At 40.4% G+C, this 20,860-nt stretch carries 22 protein-coding genes; 4 read left to right on the top strand and 18 right to left on the bottom strand.

The annotated features are described in order from the left end of the window. Nucleotides 1-204: 204 nt before the first annotated feature. The 14 genes from cas2 to QZT26_RS06845 form a co-directional block, all read right to left on the bottom strand. A complete protein-coding gene (gene cas2, locus QZT26_RS06780; RefSeq protein ID WP_099323890.1) occupies nucleotides 205-471 on the bottom strand; it encodes a CRISPR-associated endonuclease Cas2 in 267 nt (88 codons plus the stop codon). A gap of 2 nt (nucleotides 472-473) precedes the next feature. Beyond that, a complete protein-coding gene (locus tag QZT26_RS06785; RefSeq protein WP_295101342.1) occupies nucleotides 474-701 on the bottom strand; it encodes a hypothetical protein in 228 nt (75 codons plus the stop codon). Beyond that, nucleotides 695-1,687 (bottom strand): type I-B CRISPR-associated endonuclease Cas1b, encoded by a 993-nt coding sequence (gene cas1b / locus QZT26_RS06790; RefSeq protein WP_099323891.1) that lies wholly within the window; start codon nucleotides 1,685-1,687, stop codon nucleotides 695-697. The genes QZT26_RS06785 and cas1b overlap by 7 nt, the downstream gene beginning before the upstream one ends. A gap of 107 nt (nucleotides 1,688-1,794) precedes the next feature. Then, complete coding sequence (gene cas4 / locus QZT26_RS06795; protein WP_169702847.1) at nucleotides 1,795-2,307, bottom strand: CRISPR-associated protein Cas4; 513 nt, start codon at nucleotides 2,305-2,307, stop codon at nucleotides 1,795-1,797. Between the two features lie 13 nt (nucleotides 2,308-2,320). Further along, entirely contained in the window at nucleotides 2,321-2,710 is a 390-nt protein-coding gene (locus QZT26_RS06800; protein WP_205713311.1) for a type II toxin-antitoxin system death-on-curing family toxin, read from the bottom strand. Then, a complete protein-coding gene (locus QZT26_RS06805) occupies nucleotides 2,707-2,934 on the bottom strand; it encodes an AbrB/MazE/SpoVT family DNA-binding domain-containing protein (protein ID WP_164995180.1) in 228 nt (75 codons plus the stop codon). The genes QZT26_RS06800 and QZT26_RS06805 overlap by 4 nt, the downstream gene beginning before the upstream one ends. A 391-nt stretch (nucleotides 2,935-3,325) precedes the next feature. Next, complete coding sequence (locus QZT26_RS06810) at nucleotides 3,326-4,087, bottom strand: hypothetical protein (protein WP_164995181.1); 762 nt, start codon at nucleotides 4,085-4,087, stop codon at nucleotides 3,326-3,328. A gap of 1 nt (nucleotide 4,088) precedes the next feature. Beyond that, nucleotides 4,089-5,060: a DevR family CRISPR-associated autoregulator gene (locus QZT26_RS06815; RefSeq protein ID WP_164995182.1), complete on the bottom strand. Its 972-nt coding sequence runs from the start codon at nucleotides 5,058-5,060 to the stop codon at nucleotides 4,089-4,091. 1 nt (nucleotide 5,061) lies between these two features. After that, entirely contained in the window at nucleotides 5,062-6,768 is a 1,707-nt protein-coding gene (locus tag QZT26_RS06820; RefSeq protein WP_295101345.1) for a hypothetical protein, read from the bottom strand. Next, nucleotides 6,765-9,191 (bottom strand): CRISPR-associated helicase Cas3', encoded by a 2,427-nt coding sequence (cas3, locus tag QZT26_RS06825; protein ID WP_157820325.1) that lies wholly within the window; start codon nucleotides 9,189-9,191, stop codon nucleotides 6,765-6,767. Before cas3 ends, QZT26_RS06820 begins: the two co-directional genes overlap by 4 nt. Beyond that, nucleotides 9,188-10,027, bottom strand: coding sequence for a nucleotidyl transferase AbiEii/AbiGii toxin family protein (locus tag QZT26_RS06830; protein WP_295101348.1), 840 nt, complete (start codon nucleotides 10,025-10,027; stop codon nucleotides 9,188-9,190). The genes cas3 and QZT26_RS06830 overlap by 4 nt, the downstream gene beginning before the upstream one ends. After that, entirely contained in the window at nucleotides 10,027-10,824 is a 798-nt protein-coding gene (locus QZT26_RS06835) for a hypothetical protein (RefSeq protein ID WP_099323898.1), read from the bottom strand. Before QZT26_RS06835 ends, QZT26_RS06830 begins: the two co-directional genes overlap by 1 nt. Nucleotides 10,825-11,226: 402 nt before the next feature. Then, nucleotides 11,227-11,475: a four helix bundle protein gene (locus QZT26_RS06840; protein WP_164995184.1), complete on the bottom strand. Its 249-nt coding sequence runs from the start codon at nucleotides 11,473-11,475 to the stop codon at nucleotides 11,227-11,229. Nucleotides 11,476-11,587: 112 nt separating this feature from the next. Next, nucleotides 11,588-12,601 (bottom strand): CRISPR-associated endoribonuclease Cas6, encoded by a 1,014-nt coding sequence (locus QZT26_RS06845; RefSeq protein WP_164995185.1) that lies wholly within the window; start codon nucleotides 12,599-12,601, stop codon nucleotides 11,588-11,590. Nucleotides 12,602-13,325: 724 nt separating this feature from the next. On the opposite strand from QZT26_RS06845, the gene QZT26_RS06850 reads away from it, so the two are divergent. The 4 genes from QZT26_RS06850 to QZT26_RS06865 all read left to right on the top strand — a co-directional run bounded on the left by QZT26_RS06850 (nucleotide 13,326) and on the right by QZT26_RS06865 (nucleotide 16,661). Then, nucleotides 13,326-14,348, top strand: coding sequence for an AAA family ATPase (locus tag QZT26_RS06850; RefSeq protein WP_099323902.1), 1,023 nt, complete (start codon nucleotides 13,326-13,328; stop codon nucleotides 14,346-14,348). A 1-nt stretch (nucleotide 14,349) separates the two neighbouring features. Next, entirely contained in the window at nucleotides 14,350-14,868 is a 519-nt protein-coding gene (locus tag QZT26_RS06855; RefSeq protein WP_164995186.1) for a hypothetical protein, read from the top strand. Between the two features lie 172 nt (nucleotides 14,869-15,040). Next, complete coding sequence (locus QZT26_RS06860; protein ID WP_164995187.1) at nucleotides 15,041-15,247, top strand: type II toxin-antitoxin system HicB family antitoxin; 207 nt, start codon at nucleotides 15,041-15,043, stop codon at nucleotides 15,245-15,247. Nucleotides 15,248-15,479: 232 nt separating this feature from the next. Beyond that, a complete protein-coding gene (locus QZT26_RS06865; RefSeq protein WP_295101352.1) occupies nucleotides 15,480-16,661 on the top strand; it encodes a M20 family metallopeptidase in 1,182 nt (393 codons plus the stop codon). Nucleotides 16,662-16,986: 325 nt separating this feature from the next. Here the strand turns inward: QZT26_RS06865 and QZT26_RS06870 are convergent, their stop codons facing one another. The 4 genes from QZT26_RS06870 to QZT26_RS06885 all read right to left on the bottom strand — a co-directional run bounded on the left by QZT26_RS06870 (nucleotide 16,987) and on the right by QZT26_RS06885 (nucleotide 20,815). Further along, nucleotides 16,987-17,850, bottom strand: coding sequence for a metal ABC transporter permease (locus tag QZT26_RS06870; RefSeq protein WP_099323906.1), 864 nt, complete (start codon nucleotides 17,848-17,850; stop codon nucleotides 16,987-16,989). Between the two features lie 46 nt (nucleotides 17,851-17,896). Continuing rightward, on the bottom strand, nucleotides 17,897-18,568 hold the full coding sequence (locus QZT26_RS06875) for a metal ABC transporter ATP-binding protein (RefSeq protein WP_099323907.1): 672 nt from the start codon (nucleotides 18,566-18,568) through the stop codon (nucleotides 17,897-17,899). Between the two features lie 71 nt (nucleotides 18,569-18,639). Then, nucleotides 18,640-19,269, bottom strand: a complete 630-nt coding sequence (locus QZT26_RS06880; RefSeq protein WP_157820327.1) for a peptidoglycan recognition family protein — start codon at nucleotides 19,267-19,269, stop codon at nucleotides 18,640-18,642. Nucleotides 19,270-19,888: 619 nt separating this feature from the next. Beyond that, nucleotides 19,889-20,815, bottom strand: coding sequence for a metal ABC transporter substrate-binding protein (locus QZT26_RS06885; RefSeq protein ID WP_169704498.1), 927 nt, complete (start codon nucleotides 20,813-20,815; stop codon nucleotides 19,889-19,891). Between the last annotated feature and the right edge of the window lie 45 nt (nucleotides 20,816-20,860).

The raw sequence follows: 20,860 nt of genomic DNA on the forward strand, positions 1-20,860 counted from the left end.
TTGACGGAGAAAGGCCAGAAGTTCTCTTGTTCACTGATGACCGCTTCAGCCCTTGATATTAAAGCACTTACGGAAATGGCGGCATGAAAAACACGCATAAAAAACAAGAAATTGATGGATAGTAGTACGAAACACTTACTTATCCAAACAATGAAATACTTTTGTCGTATCATTGTATTCCAACAGTCAAAGCAAACCTAATAGTCATAATATATTATCAACCGGTCTTTTGTCAAATCCAACAATCTCTTTATCCAGCCATTTTTCATTTCTTGATTTGAATACAATGAGTGAGTCCTTATCCTCCTCGTTCATGATCTTCTTTGCCTTTATCTTCAATTCTTCCAGTCTGGCTTCGGTAATTTCTCCCTCAAACACAGAATTTTGTATATGATGGAGGTAACCCCTGCAAAGCTTTAGCATCTTCGTGCATCGTTTCTGGTCCACATCGTACACAACAACAACGTACATTGTTAATCTCTCCGTTCAAACAGATGAAACCGTTCAAGCCGGTTAAAGCCGTTTAAACCGCTTAAACCACTTAAACCGCTTAAACCGCTTAAACCGCTTAAACCGCTTAAACCGCTTAAACCGCTTAAACCGCTTAAACCGCTTAAACCGCTTAAACCGCTTAAACCGCTTAAACCGCTTAAACCGCTTAAACCGCTTAAACCGTTCGAACGGTTATGAAAATTCACCACCAGATCTTAAATCCCTCATACCCTTGCTCACCAATCAGGTGTTTAACCAATTTATAACATTCCAGTCTTATAAGATACCGGTAAGAGACCTGCCTCTCAAGTTTCTTATGGCTGATAATTGTCTTCAGTTTCTCATCATATTCTTTAACAACGGTCTTTCTTCCCTTCTCATTAAGGTAACAGCAATTAACATCTGTCATAAAATCCTTCTCCGTAATCTGATGTCTGTTAAGTATGGTAAATATGGTTCTGTCGCTGAAAATAGGCTTAAAAACCTCCGCCATGTCGAGACTCAGGGAAAACCTCCGTTCACCCGGTTCATGGAGATAAGAGATCAGGGGATTTAACTGCGTATGGTATATTTCACCCAGACATGTCGTATAGACCATCGAGTTTAGATACGAGATCAAGGCATTAATCATATTGTCCGGAGGCTGCTTTACCCTGCGTTCAAATGCTATCTCCTGGTCAATAATGGTGGGCCACGCCTTGTAATACGTATTTCGGATGTTTCCTTCTATTCCCATCAACTCCTCCACGACCTCTGTTTTTTCGATCTGTGACCTGAAGCCTTCAATCGTACTGATATATTCATCCACTCCTTTTCCCCTGTTGCCATAATATCTCAGGTTCTTCAGGATATTGAAACTCGCTGCTTCGATAAACGCCCTTGCCAGGACAATTCTCTTCTGACGGCTCGTATAGTGGTTCACCTGCTTCACCAGGAGTTGCCCGGAGTTTAAGTATTCCCGCGGATAATAGCTGCCGGAATAATAACCATAGTAGTTGAATACATGCACCGGTATGCCTTTCTGCGCAAGATAATTAAAGAGTTTCGTATTGAAGTCAATCTCACCGAAAGCATAGAGGGCTTCTGTGTTCTCAATGGGTATTACGGCCTTAGAACCGTCTTCCTTTTCAAAGAAGATGGTATTTTCCTGTCGTTTCAAACGGCCGTTGTTAAAGATGTAATAGTTCTGTTTCATAGTTTTAAAAATAGTTTAAGCCGTTCAAACAGTTTCAACCGTTCAAGCAGAAAAACCATATCGGTTTAAACAGTTTGAACGGCTTAATCGGCGTAGATTGTTCTTTATTACACCCAGCACATATCCCCATAACTACAATTCTTGCACATCTTCATCCTTTGTATCGGCGGAGGTAATTCGGCTTCTACAAGCACTTTGATTTCGCTTACTATTGCATGAATCTTCTCATCATCTCCCGGTTCCAAAAACACGTCCAGGGTCTTTCTGAGCTTTGGATAATTAATTTTACCCGTAATGCCTTCTACGCCCTTCTGTTTCAGATACCAGAGGTAATACTTCAACTGCCAGATATGCGGCTCTTCCACCTTGTCCGACTTCTTTACCTCGTGAATGACCCTGTCTTTCCCGATGAAATCAATCTTGATAGTGCCGTCAATCTCGATCTCCTTATTCTCCCGTTCGTACGATGTCTCGTGGATCAGCTTACCGAGGTAGACCGCATCGCTGTTGTGCTCCATTTCAATATTTTTGGTAAAATACCAGAGCTTCTTCCTGCAGAGGAAGTAATAGTTAATCTGGGTGCCGGTGAAGCGGATAGATGTTTGTTCTGTAGTGTTCATTATTTATATCCATTCATTCTTTCAATTTTCTCAATATACTGGCAAACTCACTTTTGTTAAGCTTTCCCGTTGAAAGGTCCAGCATAGCATAGTAGAGTTTCCCCTGAGAATCTGAAATGCTGATTCCATTAAGTTCGGGAAAAACCAGCGCAGATACCAGAGCGGTTCGCTTATTACCGTCAACAAAAGGATGGTTTTTACTGATGTGAAATGCATAAGCCGCTGCCATTTCACAAATATCGTTATGCAAGTACTCACCATGAAAAGATGCGTGGGGCATTGCAACATCTGAAGATAAGAGGTTTATATCCCTTATCCCCGGCAATCCTCCATACAATCTCATCTGATTGCTATGTATATCAATGACTTCGGCAAGGGTCAGAAAAAGGATATCTTTCATCATTCAGCCAGCTTCTTAAGTGTTTTTTCGTGTTTTTTATTTATTTTCACTAAAGCCGCTCTAAACTTTTTATCTCTATCCTTGTCATGAACCGGAGAAATAATAAGATTTTTCCCGTCAGTGGTGATTTCAAGTAGTGTATTCATATCAACCTTGAGGATTTCCAGTATGGGTTTATCAATAATTAATGCTGCGCTGTTACCGTGTGGGACCAGATTTTTAAGCATATTACCTCCTGAAATGTAGCATTTTGTAAATTTTTAATGCCACTAAGACACCATGCATCAAAGAAAACCCTGATGACTTAGTGACTGCATAGCAACCTCGAATTTTCTTAACGTAAAATTATGTATATACATTGTACTACCATAATATACTTCGTTCAATGCTTCTTCCTATTTCAGTGTCTCAAAATTATTTTTGACAGGATTCACGGGATAAGCAGGATATTTTAATCATGTTCATCCTGTCCATCCATGTTAAGTGAAATTCGTTTTTCTTCATGTCCATTCGTGGCTAAACCCCTCGTCTTCAACTTTTGTATAGAGAAGATTCGTTGGTTCGTTGTCATTTAATCATCCTCATCGGTGAGACGTACCAATTCATTTGTAATACCCCTCAAACAATTTTCTTATATTGTGTGAAATGTTTGCTGCTCTGGACAAAACTATAAGGAATAACTGTTTTTACCAATATTCGATGTTCACCAAGCTTAACTGTCCCTGAGCCATAAGTACTTATACGATCAAAACCATCTTTGGCCTTACACAATACTTCCCCAAAATCATCCAGGTATTGAACCCATTGAAACTTACCGGTCAACAATCGCTCCTCCGGCTGTGGAAGTGTGTATCCTTCGGGAAGATTACCTTTGCAAATCGAATCCTTAATATATTGCCAGAAAGAGCCTCTCTTTCCTATGCAATTAATGTGACTACCTACCCTTCTTATCAAAGATACTGCATCTCCTGAAAGACCATTAATCCCTATCGCCACTTTCAGTTCAGCATCGGTATAAAAACAGAACTCACGATAAGCAATGGTATGAACATAGAAGCCTTTCGGTGCATCCCTTTCTTCCTGGCGAATTTTTATAAAGGTGTTCTGCACTATACAACCTGCCGGTGGGTTGAATCTTATTTCGCAATTCTTAATAAGATCAAATAGCTGCCGTGCCTTGATTTCAGCATTATTTCCATCAAAGACCCTAAAGCAAGCATCAATCAAGGTCATCTTAAAAGCATAGGGAGTTGGAACCAAAAGGGTCTTTCCGCCCTTGCTTGTAGCATGGGTCATTCGAAGAGAAAAAAGACTCACCGGTAAATAGCTTAGAATGAGCCATTTCCCTATTCCCCGGTCAATTAATTTTTCCTCAACCATGTTAGCCTCCATAAGGTTGAACCTTGCATATTATATCTGCCATTACCCCGCTAAATGCACCAAGCCCGTCAAATGGTGTAACTGTTATCGGGTCGCCGGTTGTGGTCCTATTCAGATTGCCGGCAATCTTTTTTATCTCGTCTCGATAATTTGAATTCAGTCCGCTAAGGACAGGGGCAGGCAACGTGCTTGTAGATGTGGCTATAATGCCAGTGAAATCAAGGATATGCGGGTGTTGCGTATTGCGGTGCGCGCCGGTTGGTTTGATAAAGGTATTGAGTACACTCTTCAAAAGGGCTTTTATCCTGGCCTGCCTATCAATACCATCCACATAAGCAAGGGTAATGTCATTTCGTCCAACTTTGTATAGGTCTATATTTGCAACTACTGCATATTGGCCGGAAGATGCGGGGCGATGAAAGATATTCTGCCCAAGATTTTCTCCGGCGCCGGAGCCTTTTCCACGGCCTTCAGGCACATATTTGGCGTGGAAGTATGATTCTGTCCGTGTGTTATCAGGACATCCCACAACCCAGCCAAACTCAATGGCTGACTTGCGGGAAATAGACCGTTTTTTTCCGCCTATTTCACTGGTAATTAAGATACCTTCTGCATCGTCAATGATGCACGTCTTGATTGCCTCAGAGAGGATTTCGCTATCCTCTGCGCCCTCTTGAAAAGTTTGCTTTGTAAATGTTTCATCACAACAAATCCTGTTTGCATTAAATGTTACACAGCCTGCGCATAAAGGTAGATTAGCGGAATTAACGCCTTTTGCCTCCATAAACAAATGTTCTGCCTGAATATGCTTGAACATGTCGCCTGAGACGGCGTTTACCGTATGATTCTTGCCTGTTGCATCCACAATTTCAACCATACGTGTCATCATGGTGTTGCCTTCGCTGCCTTCGTTGTTAAGGGCGTGCATGTTCATTGTTACAAGACCGGAAATACTTAAAGAATGAAGCTTCATGTTATTTACCCTCCTTTTTTTGTAAATTTATATCTTCAGATTCTGTCTTTGGCGCTCTTGCGTAGCCATAGGCCAAAAGAAGCATACCGACTAGTTCACTCTGGTCTTTCCCGTTATTTTCGATAAGAGATATTACCTGATCAAGGTCTTCTTTTGAAACGGTATGATATTTACCTTCAAGCCTGTTTGTAACTTCCCAGTTATAATCCTGAACAAACTCGGCCAACACCGGGACGAATTCTTTTGCCCCACCTTTAATTTTTTGCTTCCATTTTTGGGCTAGACCGAAACGTACATCCCATTTCTTGTTGTTTTGTTGCTGTAACCACAGGGCTGTTATAGTAGCATTTCTAATAGCCCAGGCAACACTTAAGAATCCCGTATTTTCTACAATCTCTTTCATTCCATATCCCCTTTCAAAAAGTATCGTTAGATTTTCAGTAGAAAATTCTTTTACCCCTTCTTTTTTACCTCGTTTTTCCATAGTATGGACTGCAAATTTCGCCAAAAAATCAAGCAGGTCTGACACGCTACCAGTTGTAAGCCATTTTCTGTATTGCTGGAGAATGGGAACATCGCCGGAATGGGTTTCATTCAGAGAGCCAAGACATCCAGGTTTTTTCTGAGCATAGTCTCCGATATGCTCCCTAATTATTTCGATAAACGCAATTGCATCATCTTTATTTTCAATGCGAAACCAGTTTGGAATAGGCAAAAATGCATCATTCATCAAGGCTGCCGCTGTTCCCATGCTTTTGAAATATGCTTGCCGCAATCCTCTTATAACCTCAGCAGGTCTACGTCCGCGCAAACTGATCTTTCCCATAGTATCTTGTACAACATCCGAATGTATTATCAGTTCTTCAGCCAGACGCAATGTGGCCTCTATGTCAAGCCTTATTCCACCCCACAGCCTCAGATCGAGAAGTTTTCCCCTGAGCATAGACAGCGCCTTCGGCCCTATTTCGGCAGGCTCAATGACAAAGAGTTTAAAATCGTCGCCATTACGGTAAGGGAGCATTGCAGCAGAAGCCCCTCTAAATTTCATCCACTCGACGAAAGGTTCTACGACTTCACTATTGATAGCGCTAGGTGATTTGTAAATGGTCTTGGTTGCGTGCAAACCTTTTCCTGATGAAGGATTAAAAAACTGGCTGTTGCTTACTTTAGGCATTTCAACCTGTTCAAGGCGATCCAACCGATTGAGGCGTTCAAGCCATACTAGTTCAGATTGAACCCATTTAAGGACTTTTTCAGGATTTTGAATCACCCATTTATAGACATCCTTATCTGAACTCCAGCCTTTTCGCATTGACTCAAGGATTGCCGAAGGACCGTATTCGCGATTAACGCTTTCAACTGGAGATAAGCCTTGCTCTTCAAGTGCTTTGTTTAATGCTTCTTTTTTCTTTTTACTACCCTTTTCCTTTGCTTTTACCCGGCCTTGTTCCTCCTCATAATCCAGCACCATAGTACCCTGTGGTTTTTCCTTTTCCTTGCTTTTTCGCCAAATGTAGTAAAACCCGGGAGACGGTGGTCTCCATTGTACATCAGGCACATCCGATGAATACTCAATTTTAAAATGAGTTCCCCTATCTTGGATAATTGTTCCAACCCCGGCTACTTCTTCAAGTAGGCCTGCGGTGCCTATGGCTCTTAAGGAATCGGCATAAGTCCCCGTTCCTTTTGGAATTTCCACAACCTTCATCCCTCTCCTCCTTTCTGGCTTCTTTGGTCTGCCAGCCTGAGCCTTCTTACGAGAAATACATAAAGAGGCCACAACCCGGTATCTTCGCTGTTTGGACCACTAAAAATTAAAAGATCGTCTTGAAAACTACGTTGGGTTAGTTTATCGGGGTTGTCAGTCAATGCAATGCCCTCAATAGAGGATGGCAATGTTTCACTGACCCATTTCTTTGTGTCGTTAATAAGCCTAAAGTCTTCCAGCGATGCCGTAAATGCCCCATGATGTCTTGCTATAGCTGTCCAGGTTACAACTGCATTAACACCAAAATTATCTCTCAACCACCCTGCCACTGAATATGCGCCTTCAGAAGCATGAGGCGGCTGTTTAGGAAACTTTTTCTTATTTTCAAAATCCATGTCTGGCGCGTAATCTGAATGAGCAAGGGGCTCGCCAGTCAACATCTGAGGGTTCTTGTGCTGCTGCCACTTTCTTACAGCCTCCTGCCACTTCATGGAGAGCTTTCCCACATCGTGTAGGGCGCAACAGACATCAGCCAGTGTTTCCAATTGGTTGGCTGACATTTTATATCGTTCGGCCAGTCGTGTTGCTGCATAGCTATAAAAAGGCTTCATTGCCCGGCACGCTGCAACTACTCTTTGAACATGCTCCCGGTAAGTTTCATAACTGATTTTGTACCGGGGAATAAGCGGCCTATCGAAGTATCTGATCTCTTCGTGACACCCCTTTACACCGATTTTCAAGCCAACGTCAGGGGAATAAGAAGCAAACTCCGGATTTATAACGACAAGCCATGAAGCGTTTCTGATCTGGTCTTTTGAAGTAATTCGTTCCCATCCGAAGGATGTCTCGGTTTCGTCTATAATATTGGCATTTTCAATAGGATACCACGCAACCGTTTCCCCAAAGTCACGGCATTCTTCAAAAAACGGAGAAAGCTTATAAAGGCTCGAACGGGGAACTGACAGCATCCTCGGCCATTTGTTTTTATCAAATCTCAAAACTGAAGGGTCGTTACAGATAACCACATTTATGGAAGCCACGTCCCGCACCAATTCTCTGACGGCAACTTCGTTGCGTCCGTCCATAGCCTCGTGAATCTTGGTTTTTAAAGAGTATTGATTTTGCCGGTAGGATTCCAGATGCCTTTCCTCAATGTTCGAATGCACCTTATCAAGTCTTTCAAGCTCTGAGTTAAAATCAAGGATTGCGCCATCCGACGGCAGCCGTTCCAGAACCTCTCTGGTACCTGAAATCAAGGCCTTATGGTCGTTCTCTCGATAGGGACCAAAATCAGGCAGGCCTTTTTCATTTGTTAGTAATTCATAAATCCAGACAGTTCCAATGCCACGCACACCTTCATATCTTGCACAACGCCCGGCACGCTGTATAATGCTGTTCAGAGGGGCAATTTCTGTATGCAGGTTGTCCGCAGAAATATCTATACCTGCCTCAACAACCTGCGTGGTTACCAGGATTACATTCGTTTTAGTGGCTTCTTTTCCAAACCAACCCTTGAGTTTATCTTCTACCTTTTTTCGATCTTCTGAGTAAAACCTGCTATGAAGCAAGAAAACAGTGGTGTTGCTACCTTCCAGGCGTTTCGCCATTTCTTCGTAAATATTCTGCGCCCTCGTAACGGAGTTGAGGATAATGATAGAACGGTTACCATTATGATGATCAAGGATATCGTTAATCGTGAGTGGTCTGTTTATCCAGCGGTACGCACGTTTTTTTTCTTTGTGAGATGGCAAACTCATTACTTCATCAGGAGTTAGACTGACAAACTGTCCTCCCAGTATCTCTTTTAATAAATCCAGACTCTTCGTCGTAAGTGTAGCCGTCATGATGACAAACTGGGAAAATGGTTTAAGCCTGTCCAGCATTTCTACGGCCGTTCTCATTGCTTTATCGGACTCCAAAAGGTGGAATTCATCAAATACAATCAAACTCCCAAGCAATGCTCCGGCATTGATATTCCCAACTCTCTGCGGAAGAGAGACAGGACAATTAAGGTAAGAGGAAAGGCACTGGTCAACGGTTGTAAATATTACATCGCCTTCAAAAAAGGGATCGTCCTTTTGTTCACCGGTTTGTATTGTGATTACAAGTTCGCCTTTTTCACCCCTACGGGCATTTGGATCACACACTACCCTGAAACCACTTTTGCAACACGCTACCGTTTCAGCGTAAAGGGTAGTAGCTAATGTTCGAAGCGGCAAGACATAAATTAATCTATCAACAAACGTCGTGCCTTGTTTTTTTGCCCAAAGATACGGCAAAATAGCAGCCCATGTTTTCCCGCTGCCAGTAGGAGCGCGGAGAAAAATATTTCTGCCATCAAGAAGACGTTGTGCAACTTCTTCCTGATAAGGATAGGGGGCAAGTCCTTTATTGCTCATTAATTGATCGAAAAGTATTCTCAAGAAAAAATCTTTCCCAAAGTGTTTTTTAATTCATCTAAAACCCGGTCACTATCTGGTAACTCTCTCAAATGGCTACCTAAAGATGGTTTCCAATTTTCTTTTACTTGTTCCACCCCATGAAAAAAAGAATCAATTCTCTTGAATTCAATTTCTTTGAGTTTGCATTTCTTTTCAAAAAGTAATGCAATTTCCTTAAATCTTAAACTCTCTGAACAAAAAATGGACAAATACCACAGGTCGTAATAATCGCGGGGCCATCCCCGCTGCAAAATGGTACGAAGCTTTTCCGCATATATCTCTTCGATACTATAACTTTGAATTTTTGCCGCGATATCTTTTGAATCAGAGTATAAATGGAAAATATTCTTTGAAACTGGAGGGGACAATATTGGTTCTCTTAGTGAAATATCGATCTTAATAGATGTCCTCCATCTTTCAGGAGGAACTATCTTGTCCCTATGTTTAGCTCCCCAAAAAGGGATTTTGAATTCATATCCCATTAACCGATCATTAGATTGCATATTTTTAATCTGAATAGGCCCAAATAAAATTCCTGCATTTTGGTAAATTATGTCATGTATTATCTCAAGTTCTTTTTTTATTTTTTCTCGCTCAACCTCTATTAGGCCAGAAAAATCAAGGTCTTCAGAAAATCGGAAATGTTTGAAATAAAGCTTGCGCAGGCAAGTTCCACCTTTAAAACGAAAGCACTCTTTAAAAAGACTGCGATTGTATAGCCCATTAAGATAGTGCCCAAGCACCCAGTCTTTATCTACTGTTTCTATAGGAACTCCCCATTCTACTGATTTTTTACTTAACTCCCTAAAAGGAATCATTATAAAGCAGTCCTTGCCATAGCATATATCTCTGATTCTGTATGATTAACGATCAATCGCCACTTTTTCAGATGTTTACCCTCAGCCGAAGACAGAGGGTCGAGTAACGTATACTTAGGCAATAGAACCTGCGCAGCATTTGCCCGAAAATCTTCGAACCCTTTTAATTCTAATATTTCTGATAAATAGCCTAACCGCTTGATAAGTGTATTGTTCTCCATTTTTAACGCATGGTGCCATAATTTTCCCTTATCTAATCTTTCGTGCGATATAAAGAGACCTTTGACAGCCTCTGTAAAACCCCCAGCATATTCTGGTAAATCGAAACAATCAACAATGGTCTTTTCCATATCAGTGATAAAATAAAAATCCCGACCAACCCATTCTTTTCTAATTCCAAAAAATTTATGCGGGCTTATAGTTATGAATTGGTACCGAACATTGAGTATTTCCTTATTCTGCTTTCTCTTGCTCGTTTGAATATGAACAATGTTAGAAATTTGTTCTGTTAGCCCATAATAATTCAACGCTGAAGAATATGCTATCGCCGATGGTTCTATTAGTCTTGTCCCGATTAAGAACGAATCTACATCCCTATTGGAAAGGATATACTTTCCACGCTCTACCTGAGTAATCAATCCCTTTCGTTTAAGGTTCATTAACAGAGTTGTGCAATTCTTAAATAACCTAAAGGCTTTTATTTCTTTTGTTGAGAAAATAATGTTTCCTTTTTCAGAAAGGAAATTAAACAAATTTTTTTCTTCTACTGATATCCCTTGGGTATAAACACGTCTCATAAGTTACCTTTTATGTAAACATTCCATTGACAAAAACATAATTTAAATTACACAAAAGGGTATATTTTGTCAAACCGCCCTCTTTCTTGTCAACTCTTTTTTTGCGCCATCCACCCACGGATTTCCTGTCCAATTGAATAATGGAACGATTATCTCCAATAAAAATAAACGTTCAAACAGATAAAACCGTTTAAGCAGTTCAAGCCGATTAAGCCGTTCAAGCAGAAAAAGCAGTTCAAACTGTTTAAACCGAGGAAACCGTTCAAGCCGAGTAAACCGTTCAAGCCGTTCAAGCTGAAAAAGCGGTTTAAGCCGTTTGAACGGTTTAAACTGATTAAGCGAATTAAACTGCTGAATCCTTTTTTGTATTCATTTTATTCATGATTTCATCCAGTGTCTCTTTCACACTCTTTCTCTCTGGCATCGTACCTCACCACAAGAACCTTTAGCAATTGATAAAAACTGTATGAATTCCTGGTTGCCGCCCCTTTCATAGCCTTCAGCTATGTTTGACATGATGGAGACAGATGCACGCCGGATCTGGTCTCTGAGGCCGTAGTCTTTTGAGAAGGTACCGTCTTTTGTAATCCCGTAAATCTTGTTTGTTAGTTCTCTTGCTGACTTCCAAACTTCAAGGTCTTCGAAGTACATGTCTGCCTCCTTTTAGAAAATTAAGCCGGTTAAAAATGGATTAAGCAGTTTAAGCAGTTTAAACCGCTTAAACCGCTTAGACCGTTCAATCTGATTAAACAGTTTGAGTGGTTCAAGCTGTTTGAATGGTTTCCACAGTTTGAACCACTTCCACATACCCACACCCCATGCTATTATTTTGCCCAAAGCCGCATTCCAGACCGATCCTGATTAATTCTTTTGGGCCGGTTACGGTAAAGGGCTGTAATGTCCCTTTTATATGGATGGGATTCACACTGCCGTCCAATCCCTTCTTGAAGACGGTAAACTGTTTCACAGACTTCCCTTTTGTTTCAAGAAAACAAAATTTCAGAGTTTCTCCCTGATACGGTTTACCAAAGAGGGTCTCGTACTTATGCATAAGGTTTTGATTCAAGAGTTCTTCGTATCCGTTATCACCCGGGAACAAATAAATATCCTGCAAACCCGGAGGCATGGGTTTTTTTATGAAGAGGGGAGATTCTAAGGGTTTTAATGATAAACCGTTTAAGCTGTTTAAGCTGTTTAAGCTGTTTAAGCTGTTTAAACCGTTTAAACCGTTTAAGCCGTTTAAGCCGTTTAAGCGGTTTAAACGGTTTAAGCGGTTTAAGCCGTTTAAGCCGTTTGAACTGTTTCCGCTGTTTGAACCCGTTGTTGTCTCCAACGGATCCGTCAGGGTTTCTACCCGACAGACGCTGAATGTTTGTTTGCCAAGCCGCACCTCCTGGCCTTCTCCGAATATACCCTCTATTAAGTGTTGAATGAATTTATCTACGGGTGATGCAATCTGAAAGGAAAGGGTGAAGGGGGAAAGATGAGAGGATTTAAATGAGAAACCGTTCGAGCCGAGAAAACGGTTTAAACCGTTTAAACCGTTTAAGCGGTTTGAACGGATGATTTTGATAGGACAGTGGAATGATATACCTGAAAAGACAAAGAGCTTAAACCGCTTGTCTTTTTTATAGGCGAAGCCCTGCTGATGAAGCCATTGGGCATAGTCAGCGTTTGACATGGACAGGAAACTATAGATGATGGCCTGTATCTGGTGTTGATAGTTGAAGTCGATGATGCCGGATTTATCTGCCGTGAAGGTTATTTTTATCCTCATAATTAATGACACCAAAACTTGCTCTTGGCTTGTATAGAGATTACAGGAAATAGACAGGAAAATCATTTTTCAAGGGTAGCTGGCTAAGTATAATAGCACTTTACAGGAACAAATCAATACAAAATCATGTAAACGAAAACACCTCTATATCTATTCTTAAAGGTCTTGCTATAAGGCATAATCTATCTCTTCCACAACCTTGTAGTAAGACAAAAGATCAGCCTCTATAGGTGCACTACCGATTTTTTGTAACTCTTTACACCAGACTGTCGGCAGACTGGTACTGTATTACAAGTATCCTGCTTGTGATATTTTTAGCTCAAGCTGGAAGTTTGAGTTACTATTCCCCCCTACTTGCTTTTTTACAAAAAACCGGGAATGCATCCGTTTTAACTATTGGGAACTTACGACCCCTGATTGCTCAGACCACGCTCCCTTGAACTGCCGGGATGAACAGATAATTCCCAGGACGGGACTTTTACCCGTATGAATAAACAAATGTTACTACGTACGGACACTTCCCATATTAATTTTTGAAATAAGGGAAGTGTCCTTCTATTCTCAAAAAGAGGGAAAATATTGTTGGCAACGGCTACAAGATGGTATTATGATGACGTATAGAGGGAACTTATGAATCGTCCATTTGAAATATTGACAGACAATACACCGTCGTTGCCATTATTACGTTTATAGACATCTTAAACAACATACATGAGGGTTTGTTATGGGAAAAGTTATCTCTTTTATTAATTACAAAGGCGGCGTAGGCAAAACTACCACCACCTACCATATCGGATGCGCCCTTGCAATGTACCACAACAAAAAAGTGTTGCTTATCGATGTAGATCCTCAAACCAACCTGACCTTTTTATGTGCTACGCCTGAAAGATGGGAGGTATTTAAAAACAATAAAGGAACCATCGCAAAACTCTTTGAATCGTATCTGAAGGATAGTTTTGATATCTGTCAAACTGAACATATTATATGGAAATCACCTGTTGAATTATCTGCAAAGGGCAAAATCGAAAAGGATGTGGTGAGAAATCTTGACCTGATTCCCTCTGATATTGATTTACTGGGAATCGATATTGAATTGGCCTCAAAAACATGGCGGAAGATAGAGTCTGGTTTTTATCAGGAACAACTTCAAATCTTCAGGCGAACAATCAAGGGTTTAAAAGACTTGTTTCGCATAGATACTTCTGGTGATATACGAGATGCACTTTTTTATATAGAACAGCGCCATGTACTGGAAAATGCCCTTCACAGGATAAAAAACAACTATGATTATATCCTCATTGATTGCCCCCCAAACCTCTATCTGGCAACTCAAAATGCACTTGCCGCAAGCGATTTCTATATCATTGCAACAATACCGGACCATATGTCAACCATAGGGATAAATATGCTCCTCCAGAAAATCGGGGAATTACATACTACACTGAACCGTAAATGTCTTTTGACGAACACGGAATCACATGATATAAAGCATAAAGGGGTCGTATTCACCATGGTACGTACCGCCGGACAGGGTATTGTAAGTACCCATAAGGATAAAATAAACGACTTGCGTACAACTTATGGCTCATTATGTTTTGAAAACTATGTTTCATGGGGTACCGGCTATACCGAATCCTCTGCGCTGGCGGTTCCTGTGTTTTTAATGGATGAGGAAAATGCAAGGCGAGTGGCATCACAATATAAAGGGGTTACAAAGGAATTTCTGGAGAAAGTGAGCGGCGATTAACATGGCAAAGAAGACAAAGAAAACCGATCTGGCAGATACTTTAACAAAGGTAAAAGAATGTCTGTCCTTACTCCCGGACAAGGATGAATGGCAAAGAATATTGCAAATCATCCAGGAGATAATACAAGAACTTGAGGTATTGCGGGAAAGCATTGGGCGTTTTCCCGATAAATCGGAATCTCTCCATGTGTCCAACTCCATCCATTCATTGGTATCATTTTTTGACACACTGAAAGAAAACCCCCTCCTTGCCGAAATGATCTTTCCCAGGAAGGCCAAATCCAGGAAAACCAAAAGCAGTCCCATTGATATTAACGCTTTACAACAGCATTTAGAAGGTATTCCCACGGAAAAAATCCTTGAGGAACTAACAAAATATAAAAAGGACATCCTAATTGAGTTATCAGCAAAGATGAACATAACAGCAAATAAGAAATTGACAAAAGATGCCCTAGCAGACAGGCTCTTTAAACTTGGATTTGCAAATAAGAGAGGCTATGAATTGCTGCGCAAAGCTTAAAGCTGCCGGGAAAGTATATGATGAAAGGGAAGCATACGGTTAACAGGCACGGATTGTTCTTCCAAGTAGCGGTATGCGCCGGTTCCTTATATTTATTATTACAGAGCTTGCGCTGTTTTGATGGGGCTATTTTTTTTTAAATCAGAAAATAAGAAGGGAGGATTAGAAAGATATGTTAAAACGTTTCACTCTTGAATACTGGGAAGATGGGGGTTGGTATGTTGGCAGGCTTAAAGACGTTCCTGGTGTGTTTAGTCAGGGCGAGACGCTGCAAGAGCTAGAGGATAATATCAGAGACGCTTACCAACTAATGAAAGAAGACAACACGGTTTTGCCTTATCCGGGAATTCACAGAAAAGAAATTGAGGTAGAGGTTTGAATCGGCGTGATTTCGTTCGTGAACTGGTGGACGCCGGATGTTATCTAAAACGGCACGGTGGAAAACATGATATTTATATAAATCCTAAGAATGGGAAACAATCACCAGTGCCCCGTCATTCTGAAATAAAAGAAAGCCTCTGCGTATTAATAAAAAAACAACTTGGTCTGGTCTAAAAGGCTATCAGCGATTTGTTTGACTATAATAATTTTTACATAGACGGATATTAATTATGCTAAGCAAGGAAATTACCCGAAGCATTCTTTCGCATGCCAGGGATGCGCAGGGTTATATCGTAAAGATGAGAAGGGATTTTCACAAGTACCCTGAATTGAGTTTTAATGAAATCCGCACTTCTGAAGTCATTGCCGCGGAATTGAGACAATTGGGGTTCAATGTACAAACAGGTATTGTAAAAACAGGCATTGTCGCTTATTTACCAGTTGATAACGCCACACGAACAGTAGCCTTTCGTGCGGATATGGATGCCCTTCCCATTGAAGAAGAAAATGATCTGGACTATAAGTCTTCGCATGAAGGAATTTTTCATGCCTGTGGGCACGATGCCAACATGGCAATGCTATTAGGGGCGGCAAGGATTATCGTATCTTTGAAAGACCTATTAAAACGACATGTAAGGTTTCTCTTTCAACCCGGTGAGGAACAGCCGCCAGGGGGGGCAATTTATTTAATCGAACAAGGCGCTTTACACGGCGTGGATGAAATTTACGGGCTGCATATTGATCCTACCCTCCCCTCTTCAGTTTTTGGATTACGTTCAGGCGCTACAATGGCGTCAACAGACCGTATTATTATAACGATTCATGGTAAAGGCGGGCATTCGGCAACCCCGCATTTGTGTGTAGACCCCATTGTTATCGCTGCAGAAATAATATTAGCGATACAGACCATTGTATCAAGAAAATTAAACCCCTTATCCCCGTGTGTTATTTCCTTATGTCAGATTTCAGGAGGTACGGCATTTAATGTTATTCCGGGTCGTGTAAAAATTCTTGGCACGGCAAGAACCCTTGATGATAACGTGAGGAATGCACTACCATCACTTTTAGAAGATACCATTAAAGGTATTACTTCGTACAATAATGCTTCCTATGAATTTGAATATCTTGGGGGGTATCCTGTTTTGTATAACCATGAGGAACAGGTCGATTTTGTGCGCGGAAGAATTAAAGAATTGTTTGGTGATGATGCGGTAAAAAATATAGATCCGATACTCGGAGGAGAGGATTTTTCTTACTATTTGGAAAAAACAAACGGCGCTTTTGTTTTTCTTGGTTCGGGGAACAGGGAGAAGGGAGCAAACCAGCCGTTGCACAGTCCTCAATTTCTGATTGATGAAGATATTCTTTACAAAGGCTCTGCCTTGCTGGCTTCCATTGCATGCAGTTCGTAATAAAAAATGGGTTAGCTAATTTATGGGGAAATGGAACAAAAAGTGTAACTTCTCAACTTATTGAAAAGTTATAAAAAAACACCATTTGTCGGCTATATGCGTTTTACGATAGTGGGTTTACTGGAAAAACGAAAGTGCCTTCCCTGGGCTTAAGTTGGCTTGGGAAAAAACCGCCGCAGATGACTGTTGTTGCTGTTAATGTAGAGACGCATTGCATGCGTCTCTTTGTTGTGTCAACATTTTCTTTACGCATAGCAGTTTCCAGACGCATGCAATGCGTCTCTATAAAAATATTGAAATTCTTAAACATAAATTTAAGCGGACGTTATTTTCCGGGAATACATTTTTTTATTATATAGGCGATAAAAAATATTGCGCCTAATAATGCCACATCTATAGGGCCAATGGGCAAATCAAAACAATAGGAAATATAAAAACCGGTAAAGGCGGCAAAAACACCAATGATTGAGGAAACAATACAAAAGGGGAAAATTCCGCGGGTAATCATCCTTGCGGTTATTGCGGGCAATAGCAAAAACCCAAAAATAACCATTGGGCCTACCGCCATAACACCAAAAGATATAACGATACCGATGATTAAAAAAAGCAAAATGTCCCATAAAATAACTTTTTTCCCCATGACAACTGCCATATCGCTATCGAATGAAATTAACATAAAGTTACGGTGATATCCGGTGAGAAAAATAAAAATAATTCCATAAATTGCGAATGTTGCCCATAGATATGCATCCGGAATTGCAACAATTTCTCCCTTTAGCAAAGAAATTAACTCCGAATGTCCGTGTGGATTCCATGAAACAAATAAAACAGATGCAGCCCCTGCAACGGCATACGTAAATCCAATGCGATTTTCTGTAAAACCCTTCCCTTTCCTTTCTAAAATGGCTAATAGAAAGATGGCAAGGATGGTAAAAAAAATGGAACCTGTAAGTGCCATAGCCTTTTCAGATTCAACATGAGGAAAAAAATGCCATCCCAAAGTATGCATAAAGAATGCAAAGGTAATCCCTGCATTTGATACCTGGGGAAGCGCAATGCCCATCAATATCATGCGACGCAATACAAAGAAAATCCCTACCTGTGGACAAACAAAGCCTATCACCAGTCCTACATAGAAAGAATTTCTCAGGAGAAAGTTCGGGTTGAGTATTTCAAAAAGGTATTCCATACATTTTGTGTATAAAAAGTAATTTCTTTAAAAATGTTTCTTCTTCTCATTTTGCATTTTCTACCACCGCCGCATTATTTTTGATGTGGATTTTTTTGTTTACCCATGCCGGTATACTGAAAGATTCATGCGTTATCATCATGACAGTAAGATGATGTTTCTCATGCAACATTGTGATAAGTTCCATAATCATTTTCACTGCATCGACGTCAATTCCTGCGACAGGTTCATCCAGTAGTAATATATTCGGATTTGTTGCCAGTGCGCGGGCAATGAGCACCCTTTGTTTTTGACCGCCGGACAATTCCGAAAACAATTTTCTTTTAGATTCCAGCATTCCAACATCCATTAGACATTGTTTTGCTAAAATACGACTTTTTGCAGGAGTGAATGAAAAGGGTTTTATTTGCCCAAATGTACCCATCAATACTATATCTAGTGCCGTAAACGGATAGATTTCGTCCAGGGACTGGCTTTGCGGTACATAACCAAACCTTTGCGGTGTATTGTTCTGGTAAATAATATTACCATGTAAAGGCGGAATAATGCGGAGGATAGTCTTGAAAAGCGTTGTCTTGCCGGAACCATTTTGTCCAAATAAAACAATAGCATCCCCTCTGTTTATGGAAAAATTTATGCCCTCCAGTATCGGCGTCCCGCGATACCCAATGGACACATTTGCCAGATTAATACAACTATTCTCATCCATATTTACCATTTTATCAATCTGATGTTAGTTCACTAATAATATTTTCCGGCTTATAAATAGCCGGGCATGTTGCTTCGTTATCACAAAGTCTGCGCAAATACATAATCAAAAGGAAACTTATCTCCGGGACATTCTGTGGTTTTACAGTCTTTATGCATAAGAATATTTTCCGCAGGGATATTGTATTGCTTTTGCAGATATTGCACCAAAACAACAAGTGACGCCATTTGCGCCCTTGAAGGATATGATTCGTTAAAATTTCCGACCATACATATCCCTATACCATAACGGTTATATTTATTTATTCCAACGTGCGCCCCGCTTAGTTGTTTTACCCATCTGTTCCCAATTTCAATCTCGCCTTTTCCGGAGCCATTTCCATTACCCACCACAAAATGATATCCTAACCCATTTTTCCAATGTCTTGTTTCTCTGTGATATTTATCAAATTCAGCGGCATTTCCTGACTTTGTGGCGCTATGATGAATGACAATATATTTCCATTCACGTACTTTGTAGTGTTCAATTTGTCTGTTTATACCGGCCAAGCCTGCTTTAAGATGTTCTTCGGCAATAGTTGGTCTGTGTACCGGAAGTATGAGATAAACAAACAAACAGGCAATTGCAGGGAAAAACAGGTAAATATACCGGTAACGTTTACATTGAACACGCATGATGCTGTTATAAAGAAGACGATTACCGTTTTTCATAAAAACCATACGCATGTCCCTAAGCTGGCATAGCCAGAACCAAACAAGCAAGAAATAAAAAATACGAAATACGAAACAAATTCGAATAACAAAGCATAAAATACACAACAAATCCAAAACATACTTATCTGCGTGCGACCACGCACAGGCAGGCAACGATATGAAACGCGAGATACGAAAGGTGCACTTGTTTATAATTTCAGAACTCCTGATCTGGTGGAATTTGATTTGATACCAAATTAAACACAAGACGCAAATTTGTGACTGGCAAGACGCGTGTATCTCCTGCCCAGTATCCACGTTCCAGCGGAGGGAGTAAAAACAGGGGTCATGCTATTTTCCATCCAGCAATGGGAATGCCTTCTATTGAATCCTTACCTATCTCACTGTAATTAATAAGCTTAGGTACTTTTTGACAAAAAAGGCACTTCAGGAGTTCTGAATTTCAAATCATTTTGTCATTAGAATTTGCTTCGGATTTCGAATTTCGTGTTTCGGATTTCACAATTATCGGATTTCAACATTAAATATTTTGCCAAAAAGTACGCACTTACGAATGGAAGTGTGCAAAGAAATTACTGCATAAGGTACTAACTAACCGAAAAAAGATCATTTATTATTACTTTTTCAACGATGATACAATTTTATCAACATTATAATCAAAAAGAGAGAGATAGTCCTCTGTTTCTTTTTGCCCACCCGGCATAATTGGCAGTGCGATAATGGTTGCTCCTGTTTTATTCGCTACAAATTCAGACATCCTGCGTTCCCGAAATGGTTCAACAATAATAAGTTTCACTCCCTCTCTTTTCATCATGGGAATAAGTTCATTAATATGTGTGGGAGAAGGAGGAATGCCAGGTTTAGGCTCAAGTGTCCCCACCACATCAAGATTGAAACGTTTTGCAAAGTAAGGATATGTTTTATGATAAGTGATTACTTTTGTCCCCTTAAAAGGCGCTAATTTTTTTTCCCATTCAGCCAGTTTTATTTTCAGTTTTTCAATAAACGCATTATAATTGCCTTCGTAATACGAACAATTTGCCGGGTCAATATCGCATAATCGTTCACTTATTTGTCTTGCAATCGTCATTCCGTTTAAAGGATCGAGGGTAAAATGAGGATTCCCCATAGAATGAACATCCCCCATCGAACGGTCGGACATCAAAGGATCCGGTATTTCCAGAGGATTGATTCCTTTTGAGGCAAGGATATATCCGGAATGTCCCGGAAGTATATTTTTATTTCTTGCCCCTATTATGAGATTCCGCAGCCAGCCAATCTCTAATTCCATCCCCACTTCAATGAATAAATCCGCTTTGTTCAGCTTTACGATAAAGCTTGGCTTCGCATCAACAAAATGCGGATCTTCCGTGGGTTTTGCAATGCTTGTTGTTGTAACATAGTCCCCGCCGATTTCTTTCGCCAAAGATTCCAGGTCAGCGGTTGACGTTACAATCTTTATTTTATCTGCGTAAGAAAATGTTTGCAGAGACACGAGAAATAATAACCAGAACCACAGATAGGGTAGAATTTTTGCTTTCATAGATTTACCTCTTTTTATCGTTGATTTTTCAATAAAATGCTAAAA

Source organism: uncultured Candidatus Kuenenia sp., from assembly GCF_900696675.1.
In the GTDB taxonomy this organism is placed as follows: Bacteria; Planctomycetota; Brocadiia; order Brocadiales; family Brocadiaceae; genus Kuenenia; species Kuenenia stuttgartiensis_A.

Excerpts from the sequence above, each read along its gene's own strand:
- QZT26_RS06875 (WP_099323907.1), bottom strand. The coding sequence starts at position 18,568 with ATGGTAAATATGGATGAGAATAGTTGTATTAATCTGGCAAATGTGTCC.
- QZT26_RS06800 (WP_205713311.1), bottom strand. The coding sequence starts at position 2,710 with ATGATGAAAGATATCCTTTTTCTGACCCTTGCCGAAGTCATTGATATA.
- cas4 (WP_169702847.1), bottom strand. The coding sequence starts at position 2,307 with ATGAACACTACAGAACAAACATCTATCCGCTTCACCGGCACCCAGATT.
- QZT26_RS06820 (WP_295101345.1), bottom strand. The coding sequence starts at position 6,768 with ATGAAGGTTGTGGAAATTCCAAAAGGAACGGGGACTTATGCCGATTCC.
- QZT26_RS06845 (WP_164995185.1), bottom strand. The coding sequence starts at position 12,601 with ATGAGGATAAAAATAACCTTCACGGCAGATAAATCCGGCATCATCGAC.
- QZT26_RS06850 (WP_099323902.1), top strand. The coding sequence starts at position 13,326 with ATGGGAAAAGTTATCTCTTTTATTAATTACAAAGGCGGCGTAGGCAAA.
- cas1b (WP_099323891.1), bottom strand. The coding sequence starts at position 1,687 with ATGAAACAGAACTATTACATCTTTAACAACGGCCGTTTGAAACGACAG.
- QZT26_RS06885 (WP_169704498.1), bottom strand. The coding sequence starts at position 20,815 with ATGAAAGCAAAAATTCTACCCTATCTGTGGTTCTGGTTATTATTTCTC.
- QZT26_RS06815 (WP_164995182.1), bottom strand. The coding sequence starts at position 5,060 with ATGAAGCTTCATTCTTTAAGTATTTCCGGTCTTGTAACAATGAACATG.
- QZT26_RS06865 (WP_295101352.1), top strand. The coding sequence starts at position 15,480 with ATGCTAAGCAAGGAAATTACCCGAAGCATTCTTTCGCATGCCAGGGAT.
- QZT26_RS06830 (WP_295101348.1), bottom strand. The coding sequence starts at position 10,027 with ATGATTCCTTTTAGGGAGTTAAGTAAAAAATCAGTAGAATGGGGAGTT.
- cas2 (WP_099323890.1), bottom strand. The coding sequence starts at position 471 with ATGTACGTTGTTGTTGTGTACGATGTGGACCAGAAACGATGCACGAAG.
- QZT26_RS06880 (WP_157820327.1), bottom strand. The coding sequence starts at position 19,269 with ATGAAAAACGGTAATCGTCTTCTTTATAACAGCATCATGCGTGTTCAA.
- QZT26_RS06810 (WP_164995181.1), bottom strand. The coding sequence starts at position 4,087 with ATGGTTGAGGAAAAATTAATTGACCGGGGAATAGGGAAATGGCTCATT.
- QZT26_RS06805 (WP_164995180.1), bottom strand. The coding sequence starts at position 2,934 with ATGCTTAAAAATCTGGTCCCACACGGTAACAGCGCAGCATTAATTATT.
- QZT26_RS06840 (WP_164995184.1), bottom strand. The coding sequence starts at position 11,475 with ATGTACTTCGAAGACCTTGAAGTTTGGAAGTCAGCAAGAGAACTAACA.
- QZT26_RS06870 (WP_099323906.1), bottom strand. The coding sequence starts at position 17,850 with ATGGAATACCTTTTTGAAATACTCAACCCGAACTTTCTCCTGAGAAAT.
- QZT26_RS06855 (WP_164995186.1), top strand. The coding sequence starts at position 14,350 with ATGGCAAAGAAGACAAAGAAAACCGATCTGGCAGATACTTTAACAAAG.
- QZT26_RS06860 (WP_164995187.1), top strand. The coding sequence starts at position 15,041 with ATGTTAAAACGTTTCACTCTTGAATACTGGGAAGATGGGGGTTGGTAT.
- QZT26_RS06835 (WP_099323898.1), bottom strand. The coding sequence starts at position 10,824 with ATGAGACGTGTTTATACCCAAGGGATATCAGTAGAAGAAAAAAATTTG.